Below are 25,264 nucleotides of genomic sequence, written 5' to 3' on the forward strand. Positions count from 1 at the left end.
TTCCCGTATATTCAGTCGTAATAAATCCGTTGTGGCCGCCTGTACTCGATATCCGCATATGCGGGATAGAACGGGACAATACTCCTCGTACCGGTGATGAGCCGGGGAAATCGATTAAGTGGCTCGCCCGCTTTCAGAGTCCCAATGATAGTTGCGCGTCGTCGCTCGGCGCCCGAGGTGGAGGGGAATGAATGAGAACGATCGATCGATTACCGGGTTTACGATGCTCGCCCACGGGATCTTCCACACGTACGAGCTGAGTATTCCCATTTTCATCGTGATCTGGTTGGACGCGTTCGACGTCTCCGCCTTCGTGCTCGGACTCGTCGTCAGTATCGGGTACGGACTGATCGGCGTCGGGGCGATCCCGAGCGGCGTGCTTTCGGACGCGTACGGTTCGCGCCGGTTGATCGTCGCGTCCGTGATCGGCATGGCCGGCGGATTCTTTCTGCTCGCGCTCGCGCCGAACGTGGTCGTCCTCACCGCGGCGGTTATCGTCTGGGGCGCCGCGGCGAGCGTCTATCATCCCGCCGGTCTCTCGCTTATCAGTCGCGGGGCGAAACAGCGCGGCACGGTGTTTGCGTATCACGGCGTCGGCGGAAACGTCGGAACGGCGTTCGGCCCGCTGCTCACGGCGCTCCTGTTGCTCTTTCTCGACTGGCGAGCGGTCGTAGCGCTGCTCACCGTCCCCGCGATCGGCGTCGTCGCGCTCGGGTCGCTGATCGACTTCGACGAAGACGCGGCCGCGTCGACGACGGACGGCGGCACCGCGCCGACGAGCCTCGAATCGGTGGTCTCGGACTCTAAACTGCTGTTCAGCGCCGGCTTTCTCCTCACGTTTATCGCCATCATGATCTACGGAGTGTACTACCGGGGCCTGCTGACCTTCCTCCCGGACATGATCGGCGACCTCCCGCAGTTCGGCACGTACGCCGTCCTCGGGCAGGAAGCCGAACCAGCGCAGTACGTCTACACGGGGATACTGACGATCGGCATCTTCGGCCAGTACGCGGGCGGCCGGGTCACCGACCACGTTCGAACGGAGTACGCGTTCTTTTCGACACTCCTCGCGCTCGGCGTCCTGGCGTTCGTGTTCATCCCGTCCGTCGGACGGGGACTCGCGCCGTTCCTGCTCGTGTGCGTCGCGCTCGGATTCTTCCTGTACGCGACCGCACCGATCTACCAGGTCGTGATCGCGGAGTACGCGGCGGCCGACGTCCACGGACTGTCGTACGGCTACGCATACCTCGGGATGTTCGGATTCGGAGCGGGCGGGGCCGCGCTGGCCGGTTCGCTGCTTACGTACGCGAGCGAGACGGCGCTGCTCGCGACGCTGGGAGCGCTGGCGCTCGTCGGCGCGGGTATCGTCCTGTCGCTTCTGACAATCTCCACTGTCGGTAGGTAACCAACACCAAGCTTTAGTATCGGTTACTCATATGGTTCTCGTATGGCAGCCCGTGATAGCAGCGCGATCCTCGAAGACGTTACTGTAGTCGACCTGACGACGTTCGTCACCGGCGGATTCGCGACGTTGATGCTGGCGAACCAGGGCGCGGACGTGATCAAAATCGAACGCCCCGAGGTGGGCGACGATAGCCGCCACTCCGGACCGCCGTTCGTCGGGGTCTCCGACTACGACGGCCCGGGCAAGCCGGCGTCTCAACACGGGGAATCCCCGTACTTCTGGACGGTAAACTACGATAAGCGGAGCGTCGAACTCGACCTGAAGACGGACGAGGGACTGGAAATCTGCCGAGAGCTAATCGCCGAGGCCGACGTCGTGGTCGAGAACTTCCGGCCGGGGACGGCCGAGCGACTCGGCCTCGGATACGACGACCTCCAAGACGACCACCCCGAACTCGTCTACTGCTCCATTTCCGCGTTCGGTGAGTCCGGACCGTGGAGCGACCGACCCGGATACGACCTGCTGATCCAGGGGATGAGCGGCATCATGAGCGTAACCGGGCCCGACGACGGGGAGCCGGTGAAAGTCGGGTTACCGCAGACGGACCTGATCACAGCGATGTGGGCAGCGTTCGGCATCGTCAACGCCCTCTACCGCCGCGAACGAACCGGCGAGGGCGAACGCGTCGAACTGGGGATGTTGGACGCGACGCTACCGTGGCTCACGAAACAGGCCGCGAAGGCGTTCGTCGGCGACGAGCCGGATCGGATGGGGACGAAAGACCCCGTGCTCGCGCCCTACCAGAGCTATCCGACCGCGGACGGCTACCTGAACGTCGCCTGCGCGAACCAGAAGCTCTGGAAACAGCTCTGCGAGGAAATCGAGCGGCCGGAACTCGCCACGGACCCGCGATTCGAAACGAACGCCGATCGCGTCGAGAACATGGACGCCCTCGAGGCGGAACTGTCCGAGACGTTCGCCGAGCGCCCCACCGATGAATGGGTCGAGCGCCTGGCCGACGAGGCCGGACTCCCGGTCGGTCCCGTCTACGACGTCACCGAGGCGTTGGAAAACGAACAGGTGGACGCCCGGAACGCCGTCGACTCGGTCACCCACCCCGCGGCCGGCGAGATTCCGATCCTCGAGCACCCGCTAAACTTCGCCGCGGCCGAGAGCGGATTCGACGACGCCCCGCCGCTGCTCGGCGAGGATACCGAAGACGTCATCGCAGAGTTAGGCTACACCCAGTCCGAGATCGGCGACCTCCGCGAGAAGGGGGTCTTTTCCGGGTAAGACGGTTCCGACCCGCGTGAGCGGCCGGCGGTAGCGACTGCACTCTCGGTACGACGGACTCGGACGCGCGACGGATCCGGGCGTGCAACCGCGCAAAACGCGTTTTTCCGCCGCCGCGTCAGTCGGAAACAGTGACGACCACCGTCATCTTTATCACTCTGGTCACAGGAAAGAGTAGGTAATTCGGACCCGGAGAGAAGATCATGGACGTCACTCACGCAATCGCGAACATTCTGAAAGAGGAAGGAGTAGAGTACCTGTTCGGTTTCCCGAGTAACCCGCTCTTGGACACCGGCGCGGCCGAGGAGGTCGGCATCCGAACCGTCGTCACCAGGCAGGAACGGACCGCGGTCCACATGGCGGACGCGATCGGCCGGCTGTCGTCCGGCGAGGAGATCGTCGCCTTCGCGTGCCAGCACGGGCCGGGAACGGAGAATTCGTTCGGGGCCGTAGCACAGGCGTACGGCGAGTCGGCGCCGCTCGTCGCGATCCCGGCCGGCTACGACGAGGCGAAGACGGACGTCGATCCCAAGTTCAACTCCCTCGTCAACTACCAGCACGTCAGCAAGTCCTGCGAGCAACTGACTAGCCCGGACGCCGTCGGCGAGACAATGCGGCGCGCGTTCAGCGCGGTGCGAAACGGTCGGCCGCGGCCGGCCGTCGTCGAGGTCCCCAAGGACGTCTTCTACGAGGAGGTCCCCGGCGAACTCGACTACCACCCGACGTCGTCGAACCGGAGCGGCCCCGATCCGGACGGCGTCGAGGAGATCGTCGAGGTGCTCCTCGAGGCGGAGCGGCCGGTCATCTACGCCGGCCAGGGCGTCCACTACGCGAAAGGGTGGGATGCGCTTCGAGAGTTGGCTGAGACGCTCGAGGCGCCGGTCGCAACCAGCCTCAACGGGAAGAGCGCGTTTCCGGAGACCCACCCGCTGTCCCTCGGCGCTGGGAGCAAGAGCGAACCGGGCCAACTCGCGCACTTCCTCCGGGAGGCGGACGTCATCTTCGGGATCGGGTGTAGCTTCACGGACACCGCGTACGGGATCACCGTCCCGGACGGGAAGACGATCGTCCACTCGACGCTCGACCCGACGGACATCGACAAGGACGTCGAGTCGGCGTACTCGCTCGTCGGCGACGCGAAACTCACCCTCGAAGCGCTGGTCGAGTCGATCGAGCGGCGCCTCGACGGGGAGTCCCGCGGCCGGTTCGACGACGTCGCCGCGGAGATCGAGTCGGTCAGAGAGGAGTGGCTCGACGAGTGGCGGCCGAAATTGACCTCGGACGAGGTGCCGATCAACCCCTATCGGGTCATCGACGAACTGACCACCGTCGTCGACGCCGAGGACGCGATCATCACCCACGACGCGGGGAACCCGCGGGACTTCCTCGCCCCGTTCTGGGAGTCGACCGAGCCGCTGTCGTACATCGGCTGGGGGAAGACCACCCAACTCGGCTACGGGCTCGGCCTGGCGATCGGCGCGAAGATCCACAATCCGGAGAAGCTCTGCATCAACATCATGGGGGACGGCGCGATCGGGATGACCGGCCTGGACTTCGAAACGGCCGTTCGGGAGGACGTCCCGATCCTGACGATCCACCTGAACAACTACGAGATGGCGTCGTACGATACGCCCTTCTCGGGCGACTTCGCGGACGTCGGAACCGCTCTCGGCGGCTACGGCGAGCGGGTCGAGGACCCGGACGAGGTGGCGCCGGCCCTCGAGCGGGCGATCGAGCAAACCGAAGCCGGGACGCCGGCGCTCCTCGAGATTATCACGGCCAAGGAGACCGAACTCTCGCGGCCGGACCTCGAGGGGGAGTGAAGTAGCGAACCGGCGGAGTACTACCGGTTCACCGGTCGATTTCGCAGACGAACCGTTCGACAATTCTCGACGCTCGAAATCGAATCGCCACTCGCGGAGCGACGGGATCGGAGACGGGAAAGCGCGGCCGATTCAGTTCTCGCCGAACGCGCCGTCCTTGGTCCACGCTTCCAGCGTCGTCTGATCGTCCGCGATGTCCGCGAACACCTCCTCGGTGTGTTCGCCGAGGCGGGGCGCCGGTGCGCGAACGACGTCGTCGTGGTCGGGGAAGTTGATCGGGTGACCGGGAAGCAGGCACTCGCCCCAGTCGGGATCCTCGTGGGATACGACGAGGTCGCGGGCCGCCGTCTGGTCGTGCTCGACCACGTCCGCCACGTCGTTGATCGGTCCGCAGGGGAAGCCGGCGTTCGTCAGCCGCTCGAGCCAGAACTCGGTCGTCTCCAACTCGAGTTCGGCCTGGATGATGTCGATCACGGTCCCGGCGTTCTCACGGCGCAGTTCGTTCGTCGGATACTCGCGGAGTTCTTTGCGTCCGAGCAGATCGACGAAGTCGTCCCACCGGTCGTCGCTGGGAACGCCGGTGACGATCGCGCCGTCGGCGGTCTCGAACCGCTGGTACGGGACGAGCGTCTGGTGGGTCACGCCCTGGGGTCCCGGGACCGTTCCGTCCATTGAGTACTCGGTGAGGTACTCGTTCAGCAGCGTCACGATGGAATCGAACAGCCCCACGTCGAACTTTCCGGTGAAGTCATCGGCGCGGTCGCGCTCGTACAGTCGAGCGAGGACGCCGAGCGCCGCGAACATCCCCGTCGTGAGATCGCCGATCGCCTGGCCGACCTTGACGGGAGCGCCGCCTTCGGAACCGGTCACGCTCATGATCCCGCCTTCCGCTTGGAGGATGAGATCGAGCCCCGGCTTCTCCTTCATCGGCCCGGTCTCGCCGTAGCCCTTGATGCTCGCGTAGACGATGTCGGGGTTTCGCTCGCGGACGTCGTCGTAGCCGATGCCGAGCTTGTCGGTGACGCCGTACCCGAAGTTTTCGACGAACACGTCCGCGTCGGCGAGCAGTTCGAGCGCCGCCTCTCGCCCGGCGCTCGATTTGAGGTCGAGCGTCACCGAGCGCTTGTTGCGGTTGTTCGCCATGAAGTAGCCGGACTTGCCCCCAGGGCCGATCCCCTGGGACCGCGCCGGATCGCCGACGCCGGGGCGCTCGATTTTCACGACGTCCGCACCCATGTCGGCGAGCAGCGCCCCGCAGAAGGGGCCCGCGCGGTGGCCGGTCATCTCTACGACCGAAACGTCGGCCAGTGGTCCGTCGCTCATCGCTACCCCTCCTCGTTGAATTCGTCGACCAATTCGCGACGCTCGTCGGTAGCGAACTGCTCCCACCAGAGTTCCGCCTCGCGCTCCCGCGCCTCCTCGAGGCTGCCGGCTTGAGCCGAGTAATTGAGCGCCCGCTTCGAGTTCTTCACCGCCTTTCGGCCGGTGTTCTGGATGCCGGCGACGATCTCGGCGACGGTTTCGTCGAGTTCGGCTCTGGGGACGGCGTGGTTGATCAGCCCGATCCGTTCCGCTTCGGCCGCGTCGATCATCCCCGCCGTGTACACGAGTTCTTTCGCCTTCGCCTCGCCGACGAGTTCGATGGCCCGCCACGTCGACCCGCCGGTCGGGATCTGTCCGATGTTGGCAGTCGGGACGCCGAACTGTGCGTCCTCGACCGCGACGCGGACGTCGCAGTACATCGCGAAGATCAGGCCGCCGCCGACGCAGTACCCGTTGATCTTCGCGATGACCGGTGCGTGGCACTCGTAGGGCTTTCGGTACATCTCGTAGAACAGTTCCTGACGGTCTCGCTGTAACGGATCGTGCTCCGACGCCGGACCGGCGTACTGCGAGATGTCCGCGCCGGCAGAAAACGCGTCGTCTCCTTCTCCCGTGATCACGACGGCGTCGACGTCGCGGTTTAACTGAATCTCGTCGAACGCGCGGTTGAGGTCGAACATGACCTCGTTGTTGAGGGCGTTGTAGACCTCGGGCCGATGAAACTCGATCGTCGCGATGCCGTCTTCGATATCGAGAGTGATGCTCTCGTAGGCGCTATAGCTAACCATACCTCACCTCGTATACCGCGAAATGTAGCAAAAAAGCTTGTGTTACAATACCAATCACTCGGAAAAACGCGCCGCTCCGACCTCGTTCGCACGAACGTGTGAGATCCGATGGCGAGCAACTGCGTTACCGATTCGGTGGGTGCGGCGGCCGGCGCTGGAGACTCGAGTCGTCGACCGTCACTCGACGCGGACCGAAACGACGGGAACGGGCGAATTGAGCAGAACCGACTGCGCGACGCTCCCGAACAGCGCTTTTCCGACCGGCGAGCGTTTCCGCCCCGCGACGACGACGTAGCTCGCCTGGTCGTCGTCCGCGTAGTTGACGATCTCGTTCGCGGGATCGCCCATGAGGCCGACCGGCGTCGCGTCGATGTCCGCCCGTTCGATGGCCTCCGCCGCGATATCCGCAGCGATTTGCACCACGTCCCCGGTCGGGATAGTCTCACCCGTTTCGTTTACGTTCGTCCGCTCGAGAGAGACGAACTCGTTGCGGGTGAGAACGTGTACGACTTCGACCGGTTCGTCGATCGCCTCACCCAATTCGGCCGCGTGAGCGACGATTCCGGGCGCTCTCTCGGATCGATCGACTGCGGCAATGACAGTCATAGCTACTCTCTCATCCTCCATCCGTAAAGGATTTACTCGGGTTTCGTGGCTCGTCCCCGTGATCAGGACGTCGCTGCGCTACGAGCCCGAACTCCCGCCGTCCGTTGACCGCCTCCGAACGCATCGCGATATCGAGAGCGTCGGGATTCCACGCTTCTTCCGCCGACGCCGTTCGGGGTACGAAACGCTGATCGACGGCCAAAACGACCACTTCGAATAATAACGGCGGTATATGGCCGAAAATAAGAGGAAGCTTTATGTTTATACTCTTTGATCATGGTATTGTGATCCTGGCACACGGAGCTACCTAACACGTACCAGGGTCCGTGGCTCGATAAGCATGTCCGAGAGAACGCAACGACGGAAGCTGGCAGCAGGGAGCATATCGACCAGGCGGCGGTTTCTGCGAATAGCCGGCGCCGGGACGGCTGTATCGCTAGCAGGGTGCCTGACGGAAGAGGGGCCGGGGGTCGACGCCGGCGAGGATTGGGAACCGTCCGAGTCGATTCGATACATCGTCCCGTACGACGAAGGCGGCGGAACTGACGTGTACGCCCGCGGTATCGTCGAACCGCTCACCGACGCCATGGGACAGGACATTCAGATCGACAACGTCCCCGGTGGCGGCGGCCTCAACGGATTCGGTGACCTCTACGGCTCCCAGCCGGACGGACACACCATCTCGGGGAGCGCCGTCCCGCTCGAAGTAACGCCGCAACTGCTCGAGGATCCCGGGTTCGACCAACGCGATCTGGAAGGCCTCGGCATCATCGGTCGATCGACGTGGTGTCTCGTCGTTAACGAGGAGTATCAAGGGGAAGTCGAGACGTTCGACGACGTCAGGGAGAAACACAACTCCGGCGAATGGGACTCGATCGGCATTCAGGAGCCGGGAAGCCCGCAGGACATTATGACGCTGCTGGCGAAACACGAACCGGAGTACGCCGACGAGTACGACTGGCAGTGGGAGAATCGCGTGCAGTACACCGGGACCGGACCGATCGCGGAGGCGGTGACGTCCGGCGAGGTGCCGTGCGGAATCGGAACCGACGCTGGGACACGGCCCAACGTCGATTCCGGCGGGGTGTACCCGGTCTGTACGTTCTTCAGCGAGGGGACCGACGTGTATCCCGATATTCCGTCGGTCACCGACGAGGGGTACCCGGACATGGACTTCGTCGCGGGCGTGAACCGGGGCCTGTACGCGCCGCCGGACACGCCGGAGAGCGTTATCGACGAACTCTCGGGCCGAATCGAAGAAGCCACCCAGGACCAGCAGTACGAAGAGTGGTCCGAGGAAACCGGGAACCCGATCTTCTTCGAGGGCCCGGACGCCGCGAACGCGGCCATCGACGACGCCTTCGAGGAGTTCGAAGACCTGGAAATCGTCAGCCTCATCGAAGAACACTCCTAGTTCGGAGTGGTACTTCAATCCCTATATTGTAGTTATGATATCAGATACAATTGAAAACAAAGTAACGGCAGAGCAGATAATGCTCGTTATTCTGGTCGGGGTGAGCGCGCTGTTCCTCGTCGAGCCGGTTCTGGAAAATTACCCCGACGATGCCAGAGTATTCCCCCAGCTAACCGCGTCGATCGTCTTCATCGGGTCGCTGTTACTCCTCTTTCGGAACTATCTCCCGGGACCGCTTCGGACGTTCGTCGCCGAGAGTATTTCGATCACGAGCACCGACGAGTCGGACATCCCCGGGGCGGAAGAGGACCGAGAGGAGTCGGAGGAGACCGAAGCGGAATACAAAAAGGAGACGATCGGGACCGAGTACGGCTACGAGGTGAACGAGACGGTGTTTATGGTCGTCACGACGATTCTGTACTTCGCGGGCGGGTGGGCCGCCGGCTTCCTCTTTGCGACGCCGATTTACATCCTCGGCTACACGCTCTGGTTCCGCACCAGTCCCGTCATCAGTGTCGTACTCGCTACGCTGGGGACGATCGTCATCTACCTCTTCATGACGTACCTCGTTCTCCCGTTCGATCAAGGTCACATCTTCGACTTCAGCCCGTTCCTGCCGCTGTTGCTCGACGGGCTGTCCGCGTCGCTTCCCGGAGGTGGGACGTAGATGGCGGCGGTTGACGCCTTCTTCGAGGGACTGTCGATTGCGCTGAGCTGGCCGACGATCGGATGGCTCGCGGTCGGGATGATGCTCGGGATCATCCTGGGGGCGTTACCCGGTATCGGGTCCCCGGTCGGAATGGCAATCGTGTTACCGCTGACGCTCCCGCTCGAGACGACGGCCGCGATCATCCTCCTGGTCGCGATCTACAGCGGCGCGATGTTCGGCGGGTCGATCGCCGCGATCCTCCTCAATGCGCCGGGAACGGAGTCGGCCGCGGCGACGACGCTCGACGGGTATCCGATGGCTCAAAACGGCCTGGCGAAGAACGCGCTGGCGATCGCGACGACCGCATCGGCGCTGAACGGCTTCCTCGCGGCGATAGCGCTGATCCTCCTCTCGCCGCTTCTCATCGAGATCGTCCTCGCGTTCGGGTCGCCGGAGTACTTCCTCCTCGCCATCCTCGGCATCTCCCTCATCACGATCGTCACGCAGGGATCGATCGTCAAGGGGCTCGTCGCCGGCGCGCTCGGATTCATGATCTCGACGATCGGCACCGCGATCCTCAGTCCGCGGCCGCGCTACACGTTCGGCCAGTTCGGCCTCTACGACGGAATCGACTTCGTCGCGGCGCTGATCGGCATGTTCGCGTTCGCCGAGATGATGAAACTCGCTGCACAAAAGCAGATTACCCAGGAGGACCTCGAGATCGCGGGGAGCGTCCGCGAGGGGATGATGACGATATTCAAGTATCCGGTGACGACGCTCAAGTCCGGGCTGATCGGGATGGGAATCGGCATGATCCCGGGATCGGGTGCGACGACGTCGACGTTCGTCGCCTACGCGGAAGAGGCCCGCTCGTCGGCCGAAGACGGGGCGTTCGGCGACGGAGACCCGCGCGGCGTCATCGCGCCCGAGGGGGCGAACAATCCGACCGTCAGCGGATCGCTCATCCCGACCCTGTCGTTCGGTATTCCGGGAAGCGGCTCGACGGCCGTCCTGCTCGGCGGCATCCTGATGCACGGGCTCCAGCCGGGGCCCGTCCTCTTCGGCGAACAGCTCCACATCACGTACGCGCTGTTTATCTCGCTGTTCCTCAGCAACGTCCTCATCGTTCTCGTGGGACTGACGGTGATCCCGTACGCGAGCAAGATCACCGAAATCGACACGAACCTCATCATTCCGATGGTCATCGTCCTCTCGTTCGCGGGGGCGTACACGCTCCACCAAAACTGGTGGGACGTCGGCGCCGTCATCGTGCTCGGCGTCCTCGGATTCTACATGGTCCGGTACAACTACTCGGTCATCGCGTTCGTCCTCGGCATCGTCCTCGGGCCCATCGCCGAGGAGAACTTCTTCCGGTCGCTGCAGATCTCCGGTGGCGAGTACACGATCTTCGTTGACCCGGTGAACCAACCGCTCTCATTCCTGCTTTCCCTGGCGATTCTGCTCGTGCTGTTCGGGCCGTTCGTCAAGGGACGAGTCGAACGGGCCGTCAGCCGGACCTGAACTATTTTCTGCCGCTCCTCCGTCGCCTGGTCGCCCGTCGCCCGTCCAGTCGTCCGTCGGCCTGCGAGCGTTCGCGGCGCACGAGCCGTTTCCGGACCGGATCGAGCGCAACGTCTAACTGAGTGGAGACTATCGTTGTGATATGGAAGACGGGTGGAAACACGTCTCACTGGACGACCTCGAGGCGAATCCGGAGAAACCGGGGCGTCGCTGGGAGGCGTCACCGGCTTTCGGCATCGACGCGTTCAATTTCAACGTCGCCGTCCTCGAGTCGGACGAGCGTCTCTCGCAGAACCACTTTCACTATCACGAGAATCAAAAGGAGCTGTTTTACGTCGTTTCCGGCGCGTGTCGCGTCGAAACGCGGGACGAAGGGTTCACCGCGGGCGAAGACGAGATCATCGCCTTCCGGGAGGGGCCGGCCGGCGCACACCTCGTTCACAATCCGTTCGAGGAGCCGTGCAAGCTCGTCGCGATCGGCTGGCCGCAGGACGGTCGGTATCCGGTCCGCCAACTCGAAACGGCGGCGGACGTGATCGACGCGACCGGAGCGGAGCGCGACTGAACCGGACGACGGGCCGACGCGAGCGCAACGGTGACCGTCCGATCGGTATTTTTACCGTTCGAGTCGCCGTGGGTTCAGCCATGCGAACGATCCAGGAGTGGCTCGTGCTCGTCGGAATCTGTCTCAACCTCTCGGCGTTGGGATACGCTATCTACATCGGATCGGTGCTGTACGCGACGATCTTTCTCATCGTGGCCACCTACCTCTTCGTCGTGTATCGGACGGGCGTCGGCCGGTCAGGGTGATCGCGGCTGCGGCTCCGGTTCCGGTTCCCCGGGACGGCTCCCGGCGAGATCCGCGATCACGGCCCCCGTCAACTGCTCCACGACGTAGTAGGTGATGATCGCGAGGACGGCGAGCCCCGACGCGTAGCCGGCGGCGATGAGCAAGGCGATGCCGAGGTTCTTGAAACTGCCCGCGAAGAAGATCGGGAGGATTCGTCGCCGGCCGAGGTCGTAGTAGCGCCCCGCGGCGTACGCCATCCCCAATCCGAGCCCGAGAATCGCGACCGACACGGCGACCAGGCCGACGACGGTTCGAGCGGAGACGGTCGCGGGATCGGCGCCGGCGACGCCCGTGTAGATGATGCACGCGATCGCGACGCCGGACCCGTACTCCGTCGTTCGTTCCGAGAGGGCGGCGTCCGGGACCGCCCTCGAGAGCACCACGGCGACGCCGACGATGAGCAGGACGTCGGCGAGAATCGATCGGACCGGGACGCCGCCGCGATGCCCGACGAGGAACAGGAGTAAGAGCGGCGTCGCAATCGGCGCGAGGAGGATCGAGACGATCGAGACGATCGCGGCGAGTTGCGCGTCGCCGCGGGAGAACCGCGTCCAGACGATCGCGCTCCCAGCCGTCGTGGGGACCGCGAGCGTGATCGCGACCCCCGTGAGCGCCGGGTCCGGGAGGACGAGGCCCGCGACCGGCAGTCCGACCAGCGGGAGCAGGACGTATCCGAGACCCAGCGAGAGGGCGACCGGCAGACCGATCGAGCCCAGATCCACCTTGGCGAGAGAGAGCCCGCGAATGGAACCGTACACGAGGAATATCACTAACGGCGTCAAGAGGATGCTCGTATAGCGCTCGGGACCGGGAACCAGCAGTCCGGCGGCCGCCGAGAGGAGGACGACCAGGACGTTTCTCTGGTCGGCCAGGCGGTCGAAAGCGGAGGGTACCATCGGTATGGTCAGTCTCTCAGCGCCGTGGCGCGTGCAACAGCGCGTGGTTCGATGACACGTCATCGGTCTATTTATTCGTTGGGACGACACCGGCGAAAGTCCCGGATCGCGACCCGCAACGCGGCACAACAGTTATGTGTACTCCCTGTACTACCGTGTACCACGCACAGGATATGCAAGCGATTAGCAAACAGCCGGTAGCTGCGGCGGCCCCCGCGGACGGCCGCGGGATCGCGTTCGATTCCGCATTCGGATCGCGTTCCGGTGGGGGAGCGATCGACGGCTACCGGACGCGAGCTGACGGCGCGGGAGTCGCGTCTCGCGTCCGACCCGATGCGTGAGACGAACGCCGTTCTCACTTGCACTGACGGAGACGCGGGCAGCCGAGACGACACCAGCACAGACGGAACACATAATGGCTACGAACGACCGACAGACCGACGGAGACCCAGCGATCGACAGTCGCGCCGAGTACGACTACCGAACCGAGACGATGGACCGCCCGGACCTCGTGGCGGCCCTCGAGGCGCGCGTCGACGGCGACGTTCGCTTCGACGAGTACTCGCGGGAGATGTACGCGACCGACGCCAGCGCGTACGAGGTCCTGCCGATCGGCGTCGTCTATCCGACGGGGACCGACGACGTGGCGGCGGTGATGCGCTACTGCGCCGAGCGCGGGATTCCGGTCCTCCCGCGGGGCGGCGGAACGAGCCTGGCCGGCCAGACCGTCAACGAGGCGGTCGTCCTCGATTTCACCCGCTACATGAACGAGGTAACGCGGGTGGACCCCGATTCGGGGCGGGCCTGCGCCCAGGCGGGGGTCACGATCGGGGAGCTCAACCGGACGCTCGAGCCCCACGGGCTGAAGTTCGCGCCCGATCCGTCGACCGCCGACCGCAGCGCGCTCGGCGGGGCGATCGGGAACAACACGACGGGCGCACACTCCCTGAAGTACGGTAAGACGGACGCCTACGTCGAGGAGGCGGAAGTCGTCCTCTCCGACGGGACGGTGACGACCGTCGGCGAGATCGACGTCGACGACCTCCGCGCTCGCGCGGACCCGAACGGCGAGTTGCTCGAGCGGATCTCCGACGCAGTCGTCCGGATAATCGACGAGGAGAGCGAGACGATCGAAGACGCCTACCCGACGCTGAAGCGCAACGTCTCCGGCTACAACCTCGACGTCCTGATCGACGAGGCGGAGACTGGGTCCGTCAACCTCGCGAAGCTGCTGGTCGGGAGCGAGGGGACCCTCGGCATCGTCACCGAGGCCGAGGTGTCGCTTGAGCCGATTCCGAACACGAAGTCCGTTGCGGTGCTCTGTTACCGCAATCTGCTCGACGCGATGGACGACGTGGACGCGATCCTCGACCACGATCCGGCGGCGGTCGAGGTGATGGACGACGTGTTGCTCGACCTGGCGCGCAACACCGAGGAGTTCGCCGACGTCGTCGGTATCCTTCCGGAGGGGACGAACTCGTTCCTGCTCGTCGAGTTCTACGCCGAGGACGACGCCGACCGCAGGGAGAAGGTCGAGCGGCTGATCGACGACCGAGCGGGGGAGCTCGCGTTCGATTCGCTGACGGCCTACGACGAGCAGCGACAGCAGCGCCTCTGGAAGATGCGGAAGGCGTCGACGCCGATTCTGCTCTCCCGGACCGGCGACGAGAAACACATCGCGTTCATCGAGGACGTCGCGATTCCGCCCGAGCATCTCTCCGAGTACATCGCCGACTTCCAGGCGGTCATGGCGGACCACGACACGTTCGGCAGCTTCTACGCCCACGCCGGCCCGGGCTGTATTCATATCCGCCCCCTGGTCAACACGAAGACCGCAGACGGGGTCGAGACGATGGAATCGATCTCGGACGACGCGACCGACCTCGCGGTGAAGTACGGCGGGAGCGTCTCCGGCGAACACGGCGACGGCCGCGCGCGAACCCAGTGGAATCGGAAACTGTACGGCGAGCACGTCTGGCAGCTCTTTCGCGACCTGAAGACCGCCTTCGACCCCGACTGGCTGCTCAATCCGGGCTCCGTCTGCGGCGATCACGACATGACCGAGCACCTCCGGTTCGGCCCGGACAGCCGGTTCGAGGCCGGGTTCGATCCGGTGCTCAACTGGGACACCGAAAACGGCTTTCAGGGCATGGTCGAACTCTGTCACGGCTGCGGCGGCTGTCGGGGCAGTCAGGCGGGCACCGGCGGCGTGATGTGTCCGACCTACCGGGCCACCCAGGAGGAGATCACGAGCACCCGGGGTCGGGCGAACATGCTTCGCCAGGCGATGACCGGCGACCTCCCGCCAGACGAGGCGTTCAGCGACGAGTTCGTCACGGAAGTGATGGACCTCTGTATCGGCTGTAAGGGCTGTTCGAAGGACTGTCCGAGCGAGGTCGATATGGCGAAGCTGAAAGCCGAGGTCGAACACGAGTACCACGAGCGCCACCGCGCGTCGGTACGGGATACGCTGTTCGCGAACATCGGCACCCTCTCGAAACTCGGCAGCGCCGCCGCGCCACTGTCGAACTACGCGAGGAAGGTGCCCGGCGCGCGGACGGTGTTGGAGAAAACGATCGGGATCGCCCGCGAGCGGTCGCTGCCGACGTTCCATCGCGAGACGTTCGTCGACTGGTTCGAGGCCCGCGAGCCACGCGTCGATCACGACGCCGCCGAGCGCAAGGTCCTGCTGTTCCCGGACGTGTACACGAACCACAACGATCCCGAGATCGGCAAGGCGGCCGTTCGCGTGCTCGAGGCCGCCGGCGTCCGCGTCGAACTTCCGGAGGGCGTGACCTCGAGCGGTCGCCCGGCCTTCTCGAAGGGCTTTCTGGACGACGCGCGCGAGCGGGCCGAGCGGAACGTGAACGCGCTGATTCCGCGAGTGCGGGACGGCTGGGACATCGTCGTCTGCGAGCCGAGCGACGCCGTTATGTTCCAATCGGAGTACCGGGATCTCCTCGTCGGGAACGACGTCGACGAACTCGCCGAGCGCACCTACGGCGTCTGCGAGTACGTCGATGTCCACGGGCTCGATGACGGCCTCGAGTTCCGGGACGTCGACGAGACGCTCACCTATCACGGTCACTGCCACCAGAAGGCGACGACGAAGGACCACCACGCCGTCGGCGTGCTCCGGCGGGCCGGCTACGCCGTCGATCCGCTCGACAGCAGCTGCTGTGGGATGGCCGGCTCGTTCGGCTACGAGGCCGAGCACTACTCGATGAGTCGCGCGATCGGACGACTGCTCTTCGATCAGATCGAGTCCAGCGACGGCGACGGCGTCGTCGCGCCAGGCGCCTCCTGTCGGACGCAGATCGGAGACGAGTACGACGGCAAGCCCCCGCACCCGATAACGAAACTTGCCGACGCGCTCGCCTGATCCGGTTCCGGTTCGGGACCGATCGGAAAGTCGAATTGAACGGTGCTCACGCACATCTCGAGTTCGCCCGCGAGCGCCGTCAGTCGTTCCCTCCTCGCCGATTGAGCGTCGAGAGTAGCGCTGCCGATTTCTCGATCGTTCGAACCGGAGTGATGGCCCGTCCGCCCTGACGGTATCGGATTTCCCCGCTCCAATACTCCGCGTTCTATCATGGAGAACGCGTTGTGCGAAGACAGCGGTTTACGAACCGTCGGAGACAGTTCAACTCGATTACGCGCGAGAACATCCGAGTATCCGGGATTACGCCGATCCGCGACGCGCCGTCGAACGATCCGGTTCGACCGATCACGTTCGGATGCACCCGTCGGTTGCCGCAGGCTACGATTGAATACGCTCGAATATCCCTCGTTCGAACCGTATGGGACGGCGGATCTCCCGCCGGTCGAACGGGATATCGCCGCTCGGAAATTTGGCAAAGAACGGTCGGGATCCACCTGGGCCGGTTTTGCTACTTTCCGACCGAGAGCGGTCATCCATCGGCACGATCGGCGGTTGTTTACAACGGTATGTTTGTAATGGGTTTGCCGGATGCGTCCGTGAGACGGTGGGATCGTACGGTCCGGTTTGTGTGATATTCTGATATAGAGAATCTGTTTACGAGACGAGGTCCCGTTCCGCGAGCCGTCCGGTCCGCGTCCCCCGTTTCGGTCGTCTTCGCTCGAGTATCGATCCCACGTATCGAAATTGGACACCTCAAGCGCCGGCGAGACGGCGTACTCGAGCGGTTCGACGAGTTCGTCCGTCCGATCGTCTCGAACGACCGACGCCCTCAGAAGTCGAACCGTTCGTCGAACGCGAACGTCTCGTCAGCATCGATCACGCTGCCGGTGCTGGGCCGAACTCCGTGCGCGGTCGTCCGGACGACCGATACCACTAGCATGTCCCAATCCTCTCGTCGGCCGCCGACGGGCCGTCCCCGAATCGGCGGTCCCGTCCGACGTGGTACGAGAGCCCATAGACTTTTTATTTGCCGGATAATATCACGGGACCATGGCACACGAAGTGGCGAGTATCCCGGGCGACGGTATCGGCCCGGAAGTCATCGATGCGGCGCAGCCGGTCTTCGACGACGTTTCTGACCGGTTCGGGTTCGAGCTCGAATTGACGCGATACGATTGGGGGTCCGAACGGTACCTCGAGAGCGGGTCGATGATGCCCGACGACGGACTTGCCGAGCTCGCGGGCTACGACGCGATCCTGCTGGGCGCGGTCGGCCACCCCGACGTCCCGGATCACGTGACGCTGAACAACCTCCTCCTCCCGATCCGCAAGGGCTTCGACCAGGCCGTCTGCAAGCGACCGGCGATCCTCTTCGACGGCGTCGAGAGCCCACTCGAGGGATACGACGGCGGCGACATCGACTTCGTCGTGTACCGCGAGAACACCGAAGGGGAGTACGCCGACGTGGGCGGACAGGAACATCCGGGCCACGACCACGAGGTCGCGGTCCAGAGCGCGGTCTTCACGCGGACCGGCACCGAGCGGATCGTTCGAGCCGCGTTCGAGGCGGCGACTGAGCGCGAAGGGCGAGTGACCAGCATCACGAAATCGAACGCGCAGGCACACAGCATGGTATTCTGGGACCGGATCGTCGAGGACGTCTCGGCCGAGTACCCGGATGTGACGGTCGAGCGCCTGCTCGTCGACGCCGCGAGCATGGACTTCATCCGGCGACCGGAGGAGTTCGACGTCGTCGTCGCGTCGAACCTCTTCGGCGACATCCTGACCGACATCGGGGCGATCATCACCGGGAGCATGGGGCTCGCCCCGTCGGCCAACGTCAACGTCACGGGGGAGTACCCCTCGATGTTCGAGCCGGTCCACGGCAGCGCGCCCGATATCGTCGGCGACGGCGTCGCGAATCCGCTCGCGACGATCCTCTCCGCCGCGATGCTGTTCGACCACCTCGGTGAATCCGAGGCCGGCGACGCGGTCTGGACCGCCGTCACCGATCAGCTCGCGGATCCGGACGCCCCCCGGACGCCCGATCTGGGCGGGACCGCCACGACGGCGCGGGTGGTCGAGGACCTCCGCACCCGCATCTAACAGCGGTCCGGAACCGGTGACGGGGGACGAGGCCGGTTGCCGACGGTCGCCGCTGGCCGAGCGCGCCGTCGAACCGGCGCGGTGACGCGTCCGCCAGGCGTTTCGATCGCTACTCGTTGAGCCAGAGATCCAACCCCGTCGGCTCGTGAGGGGTCCGGACGAGGGGCTCGTCGAAGGCCCGAAGGTGGACTTCGCCGGCGAACACGGTCGCGGCGTCGAGGTGGCCGGCGAGCGTTTCCCCGTCCGGCCGCGAGAGGACGGCGTGGGTGTGAGCGAACACGTCGCCCTCGAGTCGAGAGACGTTTCCGACGCATGCGGCGACCTCGAGCGGCTCGTCGAAGGTCACCGAGTCGTACGCCTGGTCGTCCTGCTCGTAGAACCAGATCTCGGCGTCCCGAACGGCGCCCATCGCGTTGAACCAGCCCGCTTCGACCTCGGCCTCGCTCGCGAGTGCCTCGATTTCGCTTCGCCAGTCGCGTCCGGTCTCGAGCCTGGCGACGTACTCACGCGAAGAATCGACTTCTCGGTACTCCATATCACAATAGGCGGAATGATAACCGAAAAAGATTGTGGTGGTTCGACCCCTTCTGAGAGGGACGACGCGGGCCGGTGTCACCTCTCGGATTCGACCCGTTCGGCCGCACAAACGGTCGGTTTAAGGTGAGTTCGGGAAGGGTTTAATTCGGACCAGATTGAGGTTGAACGATACGTAACATTCAATTCGATTCCTAGAGAGGAACAGGTATGGCCGAGCGAACGGAACTCGAACAGCTGTACGTCCACGAATCGGTCGAAAACGTGATTCCGACGGACGCGTTCGTCGACGCGTTCGACGAGGTATCGATCCCCGCCGAACTCGTCGGCGACGGCCGCGAGTACGGCGCGTCCGACGCGGTGGCGACGTACGTGCCGCGACCGGAGTTTCTGGATGCCGGGTGGGTCCACTGCATCCGCGCCGGATACGACGAGTTCGATATCGAAGCGTACGAAGCGGCCGGCGTGCCGCTCACGAACAGCTCCGGCATTCACGGTTCGACGGTCGGCGAACTCGCACTCACCATCATGCTCTCGCTGGCCCGCCTGGGGCACCGCTACCGCGATCACCAGACCGAGCGAAACTGGTGGGAGCCGCCGTACGATCGCCCGTTCACGATCGAGAACGAGCGCGTCTGCGTCGTCGGCCTCGGCACCATCGGGAAAGCGATCGCGACGCGCTGCGACGCCCTCGGGATGGACGTCGTCGGGGTTCGACGCTCCGACGAACCGGTACCAGGCGTCTCCGAACTGTTCGACCCCGATCGCCTCCACGACGCGATCGAGAACGCCCGGTTCGTCGTCCTCACCGTCCCGCACACGCCGGAGACCGAGGGGCTGTTGAGCGCCGAGGAGTTCGTGCGGATGCGAGACGACGCGTACGTTATCAACGTCGCTCGCGGCCCAGTCGTCGACGAGAAGACGCTCATCGCGGCGATCGAAAAGGACCAGATCGCGGGCGCGGGGCTCGACGTGTTCGAGACGGAACCGCTCCCCGAGGACTCCCCCCTCTGGGATCTCGACGAAGTCATCATCTCGCCGCACAAGGGCTCCGCGACGAACCGGTACCACCTCGACATCGCTGACCTCGTCGCGGAGAACGTACAGCGCTACCGGTCGGGCGACATCCTGAAGAACCGCGTGGCCTGACGTCGACGAAGCCGCCGGAAACGCAGATTCGCGGTTCGTCCGCTGCTCGCTGCGCGCCGGCGACCACGCCGCGGCGAGGGTGACGACCGTCTCGCGGCCGGTCGTCTCCCGTTCCATCGCAGTGACGCCGTCTCTCTCCGGCACGTGACTGTGAGAGAGTACGACAAACACAGAGTTTATCATTATTGATGTCGCAGTTAGGCACAATGGCTGTTGAGAAGCCCCCAGGTGGCCTGCACAACTACGAGGAGTTCCGTGACGAACTCGATCACGACGACGGCGACGTCCGCGAGTACGCGGACCTCGCGGGCGACCTCCGATCGGTCGTCGAAGGGGAGGTGCGCTTCGACGAGTACGCCCAGGTGTTGTACGCGACCGACGGCAGCATCTACCAGGCGCGTCCGGCGGGCGCCGTTCTCCCTCGCGACGTCGAAGACGTTCGCAACGCCGTGCGCGTCGCGGCCGACCACGACGTTCCAGTCATCGCGCGGGGGGCCGGGTCGTCGCTCGGCGGGCAGACGGTGGGGTCAGGGTGCGTCGTGCTCGACATGACGGTCTACATGGACGACATCCTCGAGGTCGACGTCGAGCGCCAGCGGGCGCGCGTCCAACCGGGGGTCGTTCAGGATCACCTCGACGAGCACCTCGAACGGGACGGACTCAAATTCGCGCCCGACCCCGCCTCGTCGAACCGGGCGACGATCGGCGGCGGCATCGGGAACAACTCGACCGGCGCGCACTCGGTCCGGTACGGCATCACCGACGCCTACACCGAGGAGCTGACGGTCGTCCTCGCCGACGGCTCGCTGATTCACACCCGCGAGGTCGTCCTCGACTCCGATGAGTGGGACGAGATCGTGTCGAAGGACGACCGCGAGGCGGAGATCTACCGGACCGTTCGCGCCCTCGTCGAGGAGAACGCCGACGAGATCGAACAGCGGTATCCGGAACTCAAGCGCAACGTCTCCGGCTACAACCTCAACAAGGTGATCGACGAGAACGAGGACGGCGAGGCGGTCATCAACCTCTCGAAACTGTTCGTCGGCGCCGAATCGACCCTCGGCGTGGTCGTCGAGGCCGAACTCAGCCTGGTGACCCTGCCCGAGGAGACGGCGCTCGTCCTCTACTGTTTCGAGGACCTGATCGACGCGCTCAAAGCGGTCCCCGAAGCCCTCGAGTTCGATCCCAGCGCCGTCGAGCTGATGGACGAGGAGCTGTTCCGGCTCGCTCGCGAGTCCGAACAGTTCTCCCGCTACGAGGAGCCGATCCCCGACGGGGCGGCCGCGGCGCTGATGCTGGAGTACGACTCCGAGCTCCACGACGACTTCGAGGCGGCGATCGGGCGGACGAACGCCCACTTCGTCGACGAGGGCGACGCCTTCGAGGCGATGGAAGCGTACACCGAGGAAGACCAGGCGGACCTCTGGAAGCTCCGCAAGGCGGCCATTCCGCTGTTGATGAGCCTCGAAGGCGATCCGAAGCCGTACCCGTTCATCGAGGACGCGACGGTGCCACCCGCGGAGCTCGCCGAGTACGTCGAGCAGTTCATGGACGTCCTCGAGGACCACGACACCTCCGCGGCCTACTTCGCGCACGCGGGGAGCGGAACGCTGCACATCCGGCCGATCCTCAACCTGAAGGACGAGGAGGGGATCGAGACGATGCAGTCGATCACCGAGGACGTGACCGACCTGGTCCTCGAACACGACGGGTCGTTCTCCGGGGAGCACGGCGACGGACTCGCGCGGACGGCGTTCAATCCGAAGATGTACGGCGACGACCTCTGGGCGGCCTTCCAGGAGGTCAAGTCCGTCTTCGACCCCGACTGGCGGATGAATCCGGGGAAGGTCGTCTACACCGACGAGGCGCCGACGGACATGCGCGAGACTCTGCGGTACGGGGACGCTTACACCTCGATCGAGCCCCAGACGAAGCTGGACTTCTCGGACGAGGGCGGGTTCTCGAACCTGGTGGAACTGTGCAACGGCTGCGGGACTTGCCGGCAGACCGACGACGTGATGTGTCCGACCTACCGCGGGATGAAAGACGAGATCGCGACGACCCGCGGTCGGGCGAACATGCTCCGGGCGGCCATCTCCGGCGAGCTCCCCGAGGAGGAGCTGTACTCCGAGCGCTTCCAGAAGGAAGTGCTGGACCTCTGTGTCGGCTGCAAGGGCTGTAAGAGCGACTGCCCGACCGGGGTCGACCTGGCGAAGCTCAAGGCCGAGACCAAGTACCAGTACTACGACCGCGAGGGCATCGGGCTGCGAGAGCGGCTGTTCGGCAACATCGACGCGCTCTCGCGGCTCGGAAGCGCGCTCGCGCCGCTCTCGAACGTCGGCCGGAAGCTTCCCGGAAGTCGTCTCCTGATGGAGACGGTCGCCGGAATCGCGCCCGAACGCGAACTCCCATCGTTCCGGCGGGAGTCGCTGCAGGACTGGTACGCGAAACGCGGACCGCGGGTGAGCCCGCAGGCGGCCGACCGGAAGGTGGTGCTGTTCCCCGACACCTACACGAACTACAACTACCCCCGTCCCGGGAAGGCCGCCGTGCGCGTGCTCGAGTCGGCCGGCGTCCACGTCGAGATCCCCGACGACGTCGCCCCGAGCGGCCGGGCGGCGTACTCGGTCGGCATGCTCGACGCTGCCGAACAGCGCGCCCGGAAAAATATCGACCTGTTCACCGAGTACATCGATGACGGGTACGAGATCATCGCCGTCGAGCCGTCCGACGCCGTCGCGTTTCAGGACGAGTACCTCGATCTGGTGCCGACGGCGGACGCGGAGCGGGTCGCTGCACACGCGTACGGAATCAGCGAGTACGTGGACACGTACCGCCTCGTCGAGCAGCTTCCCCTCGACGAGACGGACGAGACCCTCGCGTACCACGGCCACTGCCACCAGAAGGCGACCGGGAAGGACCACCACGCCGTCGGCGTGCTCCGGCGGGCCGGCTACGCCGTCGATCCGATCGAGTCCAGCTGCTGTGGCATGGCCGGCTCGTTCGGCTACGAAGCCGAACACTACGACCTCTCGAAGGCGATCGGCGAGCGCCTCTACGAGAAGTTAGACGAGAGCGACGGATCGCCGGTCGCGCCTGGCGCGTCCTGTCGGAGCCAGATCGGCGATCGGGAGAGCCGCGACGAGCGGCCGCCCCATCCGATCGAGAAGGTGAACGAGCTGCTTACGGCGCGAGGGTCGTAGGTCGTCCGCATCGGTTATTTCGGGCTTTTCTGGGCTCCGAACCGCCTCGATTCCGCTTGAGTCCCGTCGGTTACGGTTCCCGGCGGACGCGATCGGACCGATAGCGGCTGATTTTACGTTCGGCCTCGAATTCGTTTCGCGCGGTACTCGAGTCGCTCATCGCTTCGGCGACCCGGACGCGAACTGAGTGCCGGGCGGACGAAAACGAAAAAACCGACCGCGGGTCGGCCGATCGCCTAGAAGACGTCGAAGACCGACGGCAGCACGTCGGGCATGACGTACACGAAGACCATCGCCCAGAAGCCGACGAACACCGCGTAGTAGACCAGCGGGATCAGGTTCAGCCGCATGACCCGCCCCTCCTGGCCGACCAGGCCGACCGTCGCGAGCGCCGCGACCAGATTGTGAATCGCGACGAGGTTCCCGATCGCGCCGCCGACGGCCTGGGCACCGACGATGATCTGGGTCGGCAGGCCCAGCTCCGTCGCCGCTTCGAACTGGAACGTCCCGAAGGTGATGTTCGACGCCGTGTTCGACCCCGTCATCGCCGCGGCGAGCGCACCGATCAACGCGGCGATGGCGGGATAGACCGGTCCGAACGCGTTCGCCGTCGAGACGGCGAGCACCTCGATCATGCTCCCGACCGCCGGCGCGCCGGGCGCCTCGCCGGACAGGAGCATCACCTGCACCATCGCGATGACGAACACGAGCGCGATAAAGGGCGAGACGATTTTTTCGGCGGCCTCGCGCCAGGCCTGTCCGACCTGGTCGCCGTTCATGCCGAACAGCGGGATGGCGATGAGCGCGCTGACGACCAGCCACATCCCGGGTGCGTGTCCCCACGCGATCGCCGCGCTGTGTGGCGTCCCCAGGATACTCGCCCACTCGATGACGAACAGCGAACTGTTGAAGAACTCCGTGATGGGGTCGATCACGCGGGTGATGACCAGCAACACGACGAGGAAGAGGTACGGCGACCAGGCCTTGAACAGCGACATCGATCGACCGCCGTCGGCGGCGGCCCCGGGTTGGGCCCCGTTCTCGCCCGGTTCGATCGTCCCGACCCAGGAGTCCGGCCACTCCTCCCGGGGCGGGAAGTCCCACTTCTCGTCCGGGAGGAAGTACCCCGCCTTGAGCGTCGGCACCACGATCGCGGCGCCGACCATCGACCCGATCAGCGACGGGAACTCGGCGGTGAGGAACCAGGCCGAGAGCCAGTAGGGAATCGCGAACGCGACCCCCGCGAACAGGCAGAGGGGCCAGACGTCCAGCGCCGGTTGTATCGATCGCTCCTCACCGAAGAAGTACACGACCATTCCGACCGCGAACAACGGCATGACGAACCCGACCAGCGCGTGATACGTCGCCGCCCACGCGGCGACCTGGACCGAGTACTCGGCGACGGTCATCCCCTGTGATTCGATCGCCTCCTGCGCGAAGGAGACGCTCGAGAGCGGCTGTTGGATACCGACGATGATCGGCGTCCCCACCGCGCCGTAGGTCACGGCGATGATGTGTCCGATGATGGCCGCGATCACGGCCGCGAGCGCCGGGAAGCCGAGCGCGAGCAACAGCGGCGCAACGACCGCGGCGGGCGTCCCGAACCCGGCGGCGCCCTCGATGAACGTCGCGAGCAGGAAGCCGAGAAGGACGATCTGGACGCGCCGGTCGTCGGATATCGTCGCGAATCCGCGATTGATCCGCTCGAACGCGCCGGCTTGCATCAGCGTATAGAGCAGGACGAGCGCCCCGAACACGATCCAGAGGATCTCGAGGGCCGTCATCACGCCCACCATCGACGCGGCCGCGAGATACTCGGGCGGGTTGTTCCACACGAGGTACCCGACGGCGAGCGCGACGAGCCAGGCGATCGGCATCGCGCGCGTCGCCGGCCACAGCAGCCCGACGATCAGAACGGCGACGATCAGCAGCGGCAACGCCGCAGCGATGGTCTCCATCACCACGTCTCACTCACCCCCGCAAAACCGGCCGACCGAACGATTGCACTCCCTGTACCCGGATTCGAATCGAGTGATATCCCTGGCTTACCGTACATTGCGAACGCCCCACACGCACGTATCATAATGGAATTAATAAAGATGATGGTGATACGTCCAACGCATCCGATGGCGAATGAAGGGGAGAACGCTCAAATATGACTCCCGGATACAACTGGGGAAATGTGCGGACACCGACCGCACGCTATCGGGAAGCAGTCGTTCGTCATCGCCACGCTCAGAGTCCGCTCGTGGAGCGCGGAGAATCGGATCTCTGACACCTGGAGGGTCAGATACCGCACGGGTCCCGTACCGTGATGGTGCC

At 64.9% G+C, this 25,264-nt stretch carries 18 protein-coding genes; 12 read left to right on the forward strand and 6 right to left on the reverse strand.

Annotated features, from left to right (window positions below):
* Positions 1-187 precede the first annotated feature (187 nt).
* The 3 genes from BMY29_RS18865 (at position 188) to BMY29_RS18875 (ending at position 4,521) form a co-directional block, all read left to right on the forward strand.
* On the forward strand, positions 188-1,405 hold the full coding sequence (locus BMY29_RS18865) for an MFS transporter (protein WP_049989189.1): 1,218 nt from the start codon (positions 188-190) through the stop codon (positions 1,403-1,405).
* 42 nt (positions 1,406-1,447) lie between these two features.
* Entirely contained in the window at positions 1,448-2,698 is a 1,251-nt protein-coding gene (locus BMY29_RS18870; RefSeq protein WP_049989190.1) for a CaiB/BaiF CoA transferase family protein, read from the forward strand.
* Between the two features lie 203 nt (positions 2,699-2,901).
* Positions 2,902-4,521 carry a thiamine pyrophosphate-requiring protein gene (locus BMY29_RS18875; RefSeq protein ID WP_049989191.1) on the forward strand — a complete coding sequence of 540 codons (1,620 nt, stop codon included), beginning with the start codon at positions 2,902-2,904 and terminating at the stop codon, positions 4,519-4,521.
* Positions 4,522-4,653: 132 nt separating this feature from the next.
* Here the strand turns inward: BMY29_RS18875 and BMY29_RS18880 are convergent, their stop codons facing one another.
* From BMY29_RS18880 to BMY29_RS18890, 3 genes are all read right to left on the reverse strand, one after another.
* Complete coding sequence (locus BMY29_RS18880; RefSeq protein WP_049989192.1) at positions 4,654-5,844, reverse strand: CaiB/BaiF CoA transferase family protein; 1,191 nt, start codon at positions 5,842-5,844, stop codon at positions 4,654-4,656.
* Positions 5,845-5,846: 2 nt separating this feature from the next.
* The gene (locus tag BMY29_RS18885) at positions 5,847-6,632 is read right to left on the reverse strand and encodes an enoyl-CoA hydratase/isomerase family protein (RefSeq protein ID WP_049989193.1); all 786 of its coding nucleotides are present in this window, start codon (positions 6,630-6,632) and stop codon (positions 5,847-5,849) included.
* A gap of 177 nt (positions 6,633-6,809) precedes the next feature.
* Complete coding sequence (locus BMY29_RS18890) at positions 6,810-7,238, reverse strand: universal stress protein (protein ID WP_049989194.1); 429 nt, start codon at positions 7,236-7,238, stop codon at positions 6,810-6,812.
* A 409-nt stretch (positions 7,239-7,647) separates the two neighbouring features.
* On the opposite strand from BMY29_RS18890, the gene BMY29_RS18895 reads away from it, so the two are divergent.
* The 5 genes from BMY29_RS18895 (at position 7,648) to BMY29_RS21270 (ending at position 11,632) form a co-directional block, all read left to right on the forward strand.
* Positions 7,648-8,652, forward strand: a complete 1,005-nt coding sequence (locus BMY29_RS18895) for a Bug family tripartite tricarboxylate transporter substrate binding protein (RefSeq protein WP_049989217.1) — start codon at positions 7,648-7,650, stop codon at positions 8,650-8,652.
* A gap of 79 nt (positions 8,653-8,731) precedes the next feature.
* Entirely contained in the window at positions 8,732-9,319 is a 588-nt protein-coding gene (locus tag BMY29_RS18900; RefSeq protein ID WP_049989195.1) for a tripartite tricarboxylate transporter TctB family protein, read from the forward strand.
* A complete protein-coding gene (locus tag BMY29_RS18905) occupies positions 9,320-10,822 on the forward strand; it encodes a tripartite tricarboxylate transporter permease (protein WP_049989196.1) in 1,503 nt (500 codons plus the stop codon).
* A 142-nt stretch (positions 10,823-10,964) separates the two neighbouring features.
* Positions 10,965-11,387, forward strand: a complete 423-nt coding sequence (locus BMY29_RS18910; RefSeq protein ID WP_049989197.1) for a cupin domain-containing protein — start codon at positions 10,965-10,967, stop codon at positions 11,385-11,387.
* An 80-nt stretch (positions 11,388-11,467) separates the two neighbouring features.
* Complete coding sequence (locus BMY29_RS21270) at positions 11,468-11,632, forward strand: hypothetical protein (protein ID WP_173424872.1); 165 nt, start codon at positions 11,468-11,470, stop codon at positions 11,630-11,632.
* Here the strand turns inward: BMY29_RS21270 and BMY29_RS18915 are convergent.
* Positions 11,624-12,568 carry a bile acid:sodium symporter family protein gene (locus tag BMY29_RS18915; protein ID WP_049989198.1) on the reverse strand — a complete coding sequence of 315 codons (945 nt, stop codon included), beginning with the start codon at positions 12,566-12,568 and terminating at the stop codon, positions 11,624-11,626. The two genes, BMY29_RS21270 and BMY29_RS18915, sit on opposite strands and share 9 nt — an antisense overlap.
* A 415-nt stretch (positions 12,569-12,983) precedes the next feature.
* On the opposite strand from BMY29_RS18915, the gene BMY29_RS18920 reads away from it, so the two are divergent.
* Positions 12,984-15,950 (forward strand): FAD-binding and (Fe-S)-binding domain-containing protein, encoded by a 2,967-nt coding sequence (locus BMY29_RS18920; protein ID WP_049989199.1) that lies wholly within the window; start codon positions 12,984-12,986, stop codon positions 15,948-15,950.
* A gap of 1,050 nt (positions 15,951-17,000) precedes the next feature.
* Positions 17,001-18,056 carry an isocitrate/isopropylmalate dehydrogenase family protein gene (locus tag BMY29_RS18925; protein ID WP_049989200.1) on the forward strand — a complete coding sequence of 352 codons (1,056 nt, stop codon included), beginning with the start codon at positions 17,001-17,003 and terminating at the stop codon, positions 18,054-18,056.
* A 109-nt stretch (positions 18,057-18,165) separates the two neighbouring features.
* Here the strand turns inward: BMY29_RS18925 and BMY29_RS18930 are convergent, their stop codons facing one another.
* Positions 18,166-18,591 carry a PPC domain-containing DNA-binding protein gene (locus BMY29_RS18930; RefSeq protein WP_049989201.1) on the reverse strand — a complete coding sequence of 142 codons (426 nt, stop codon included), beginning with the start codon at positions 18,589-18,591 and terminating at the stop codon, positions 18,166-18,168.
* Between the two features lie 209 nt (positions 18,592-18,800).
* Between BMY29_RS18930 and ddh the strand changes: the two genes are divergently transcribed.
* Positions 18,801-19,739 carry a D-2-hydroxyacid dehydrogenase gene (gene ddh / locus BMY29_RS18935; protein ID WP_049989202.1) on the forward strand — a complete coding sequence of 313 codons (939 nt, stop codon included), beginning with the start codon at positions 18,801-18,803 and terminating at the stop codon, positions 19,737-19,739.
* A 206-nt stretch (positions 19,740-19,945) separates the two neighbouring features.
* A complete protein-coding gene (locus BMY29_RS18940) occupies positions 19,946-22,942 on the forward strand; it encodes an FAD-binding and (Fe-S)-binding domain-containing protein (protein ID WP_074854854.1) in 2,997 nt (998 codons plus the stop codon).
* A 236-nt stretch (positions 22,943-23,178) separates the two neighbouring features.
* Here the strand turns inward: BMY29_RS18940 and BMY29_RS18945 are convergent, their stop codons facing one another.
* The gene (locus BMY29_RS18945) at positions 23,179-24,900 is read right to left on the reverse strand and encodes an L-lactate permease (RefSeq protein WP_049989900.1); all 1,722 of its coding nucleotides are present in this window, start codon (positions 24,898-24,900) and stop codon (positions 23,179-23,181) included.
* Positions 24,901-25,264 lie beyond the last annotated feature (364 nt).

This window comes from Natrinema salifodinae (assembly GCF_900110455.1).
In the GTDB taxonomy this organism is placed as follows: domain Archaea; phylum Halobacteriota; class Halobacteria; order Halobacteriales; family Natrialbaceae; genus Natrinema; species Natrinema salifodinae.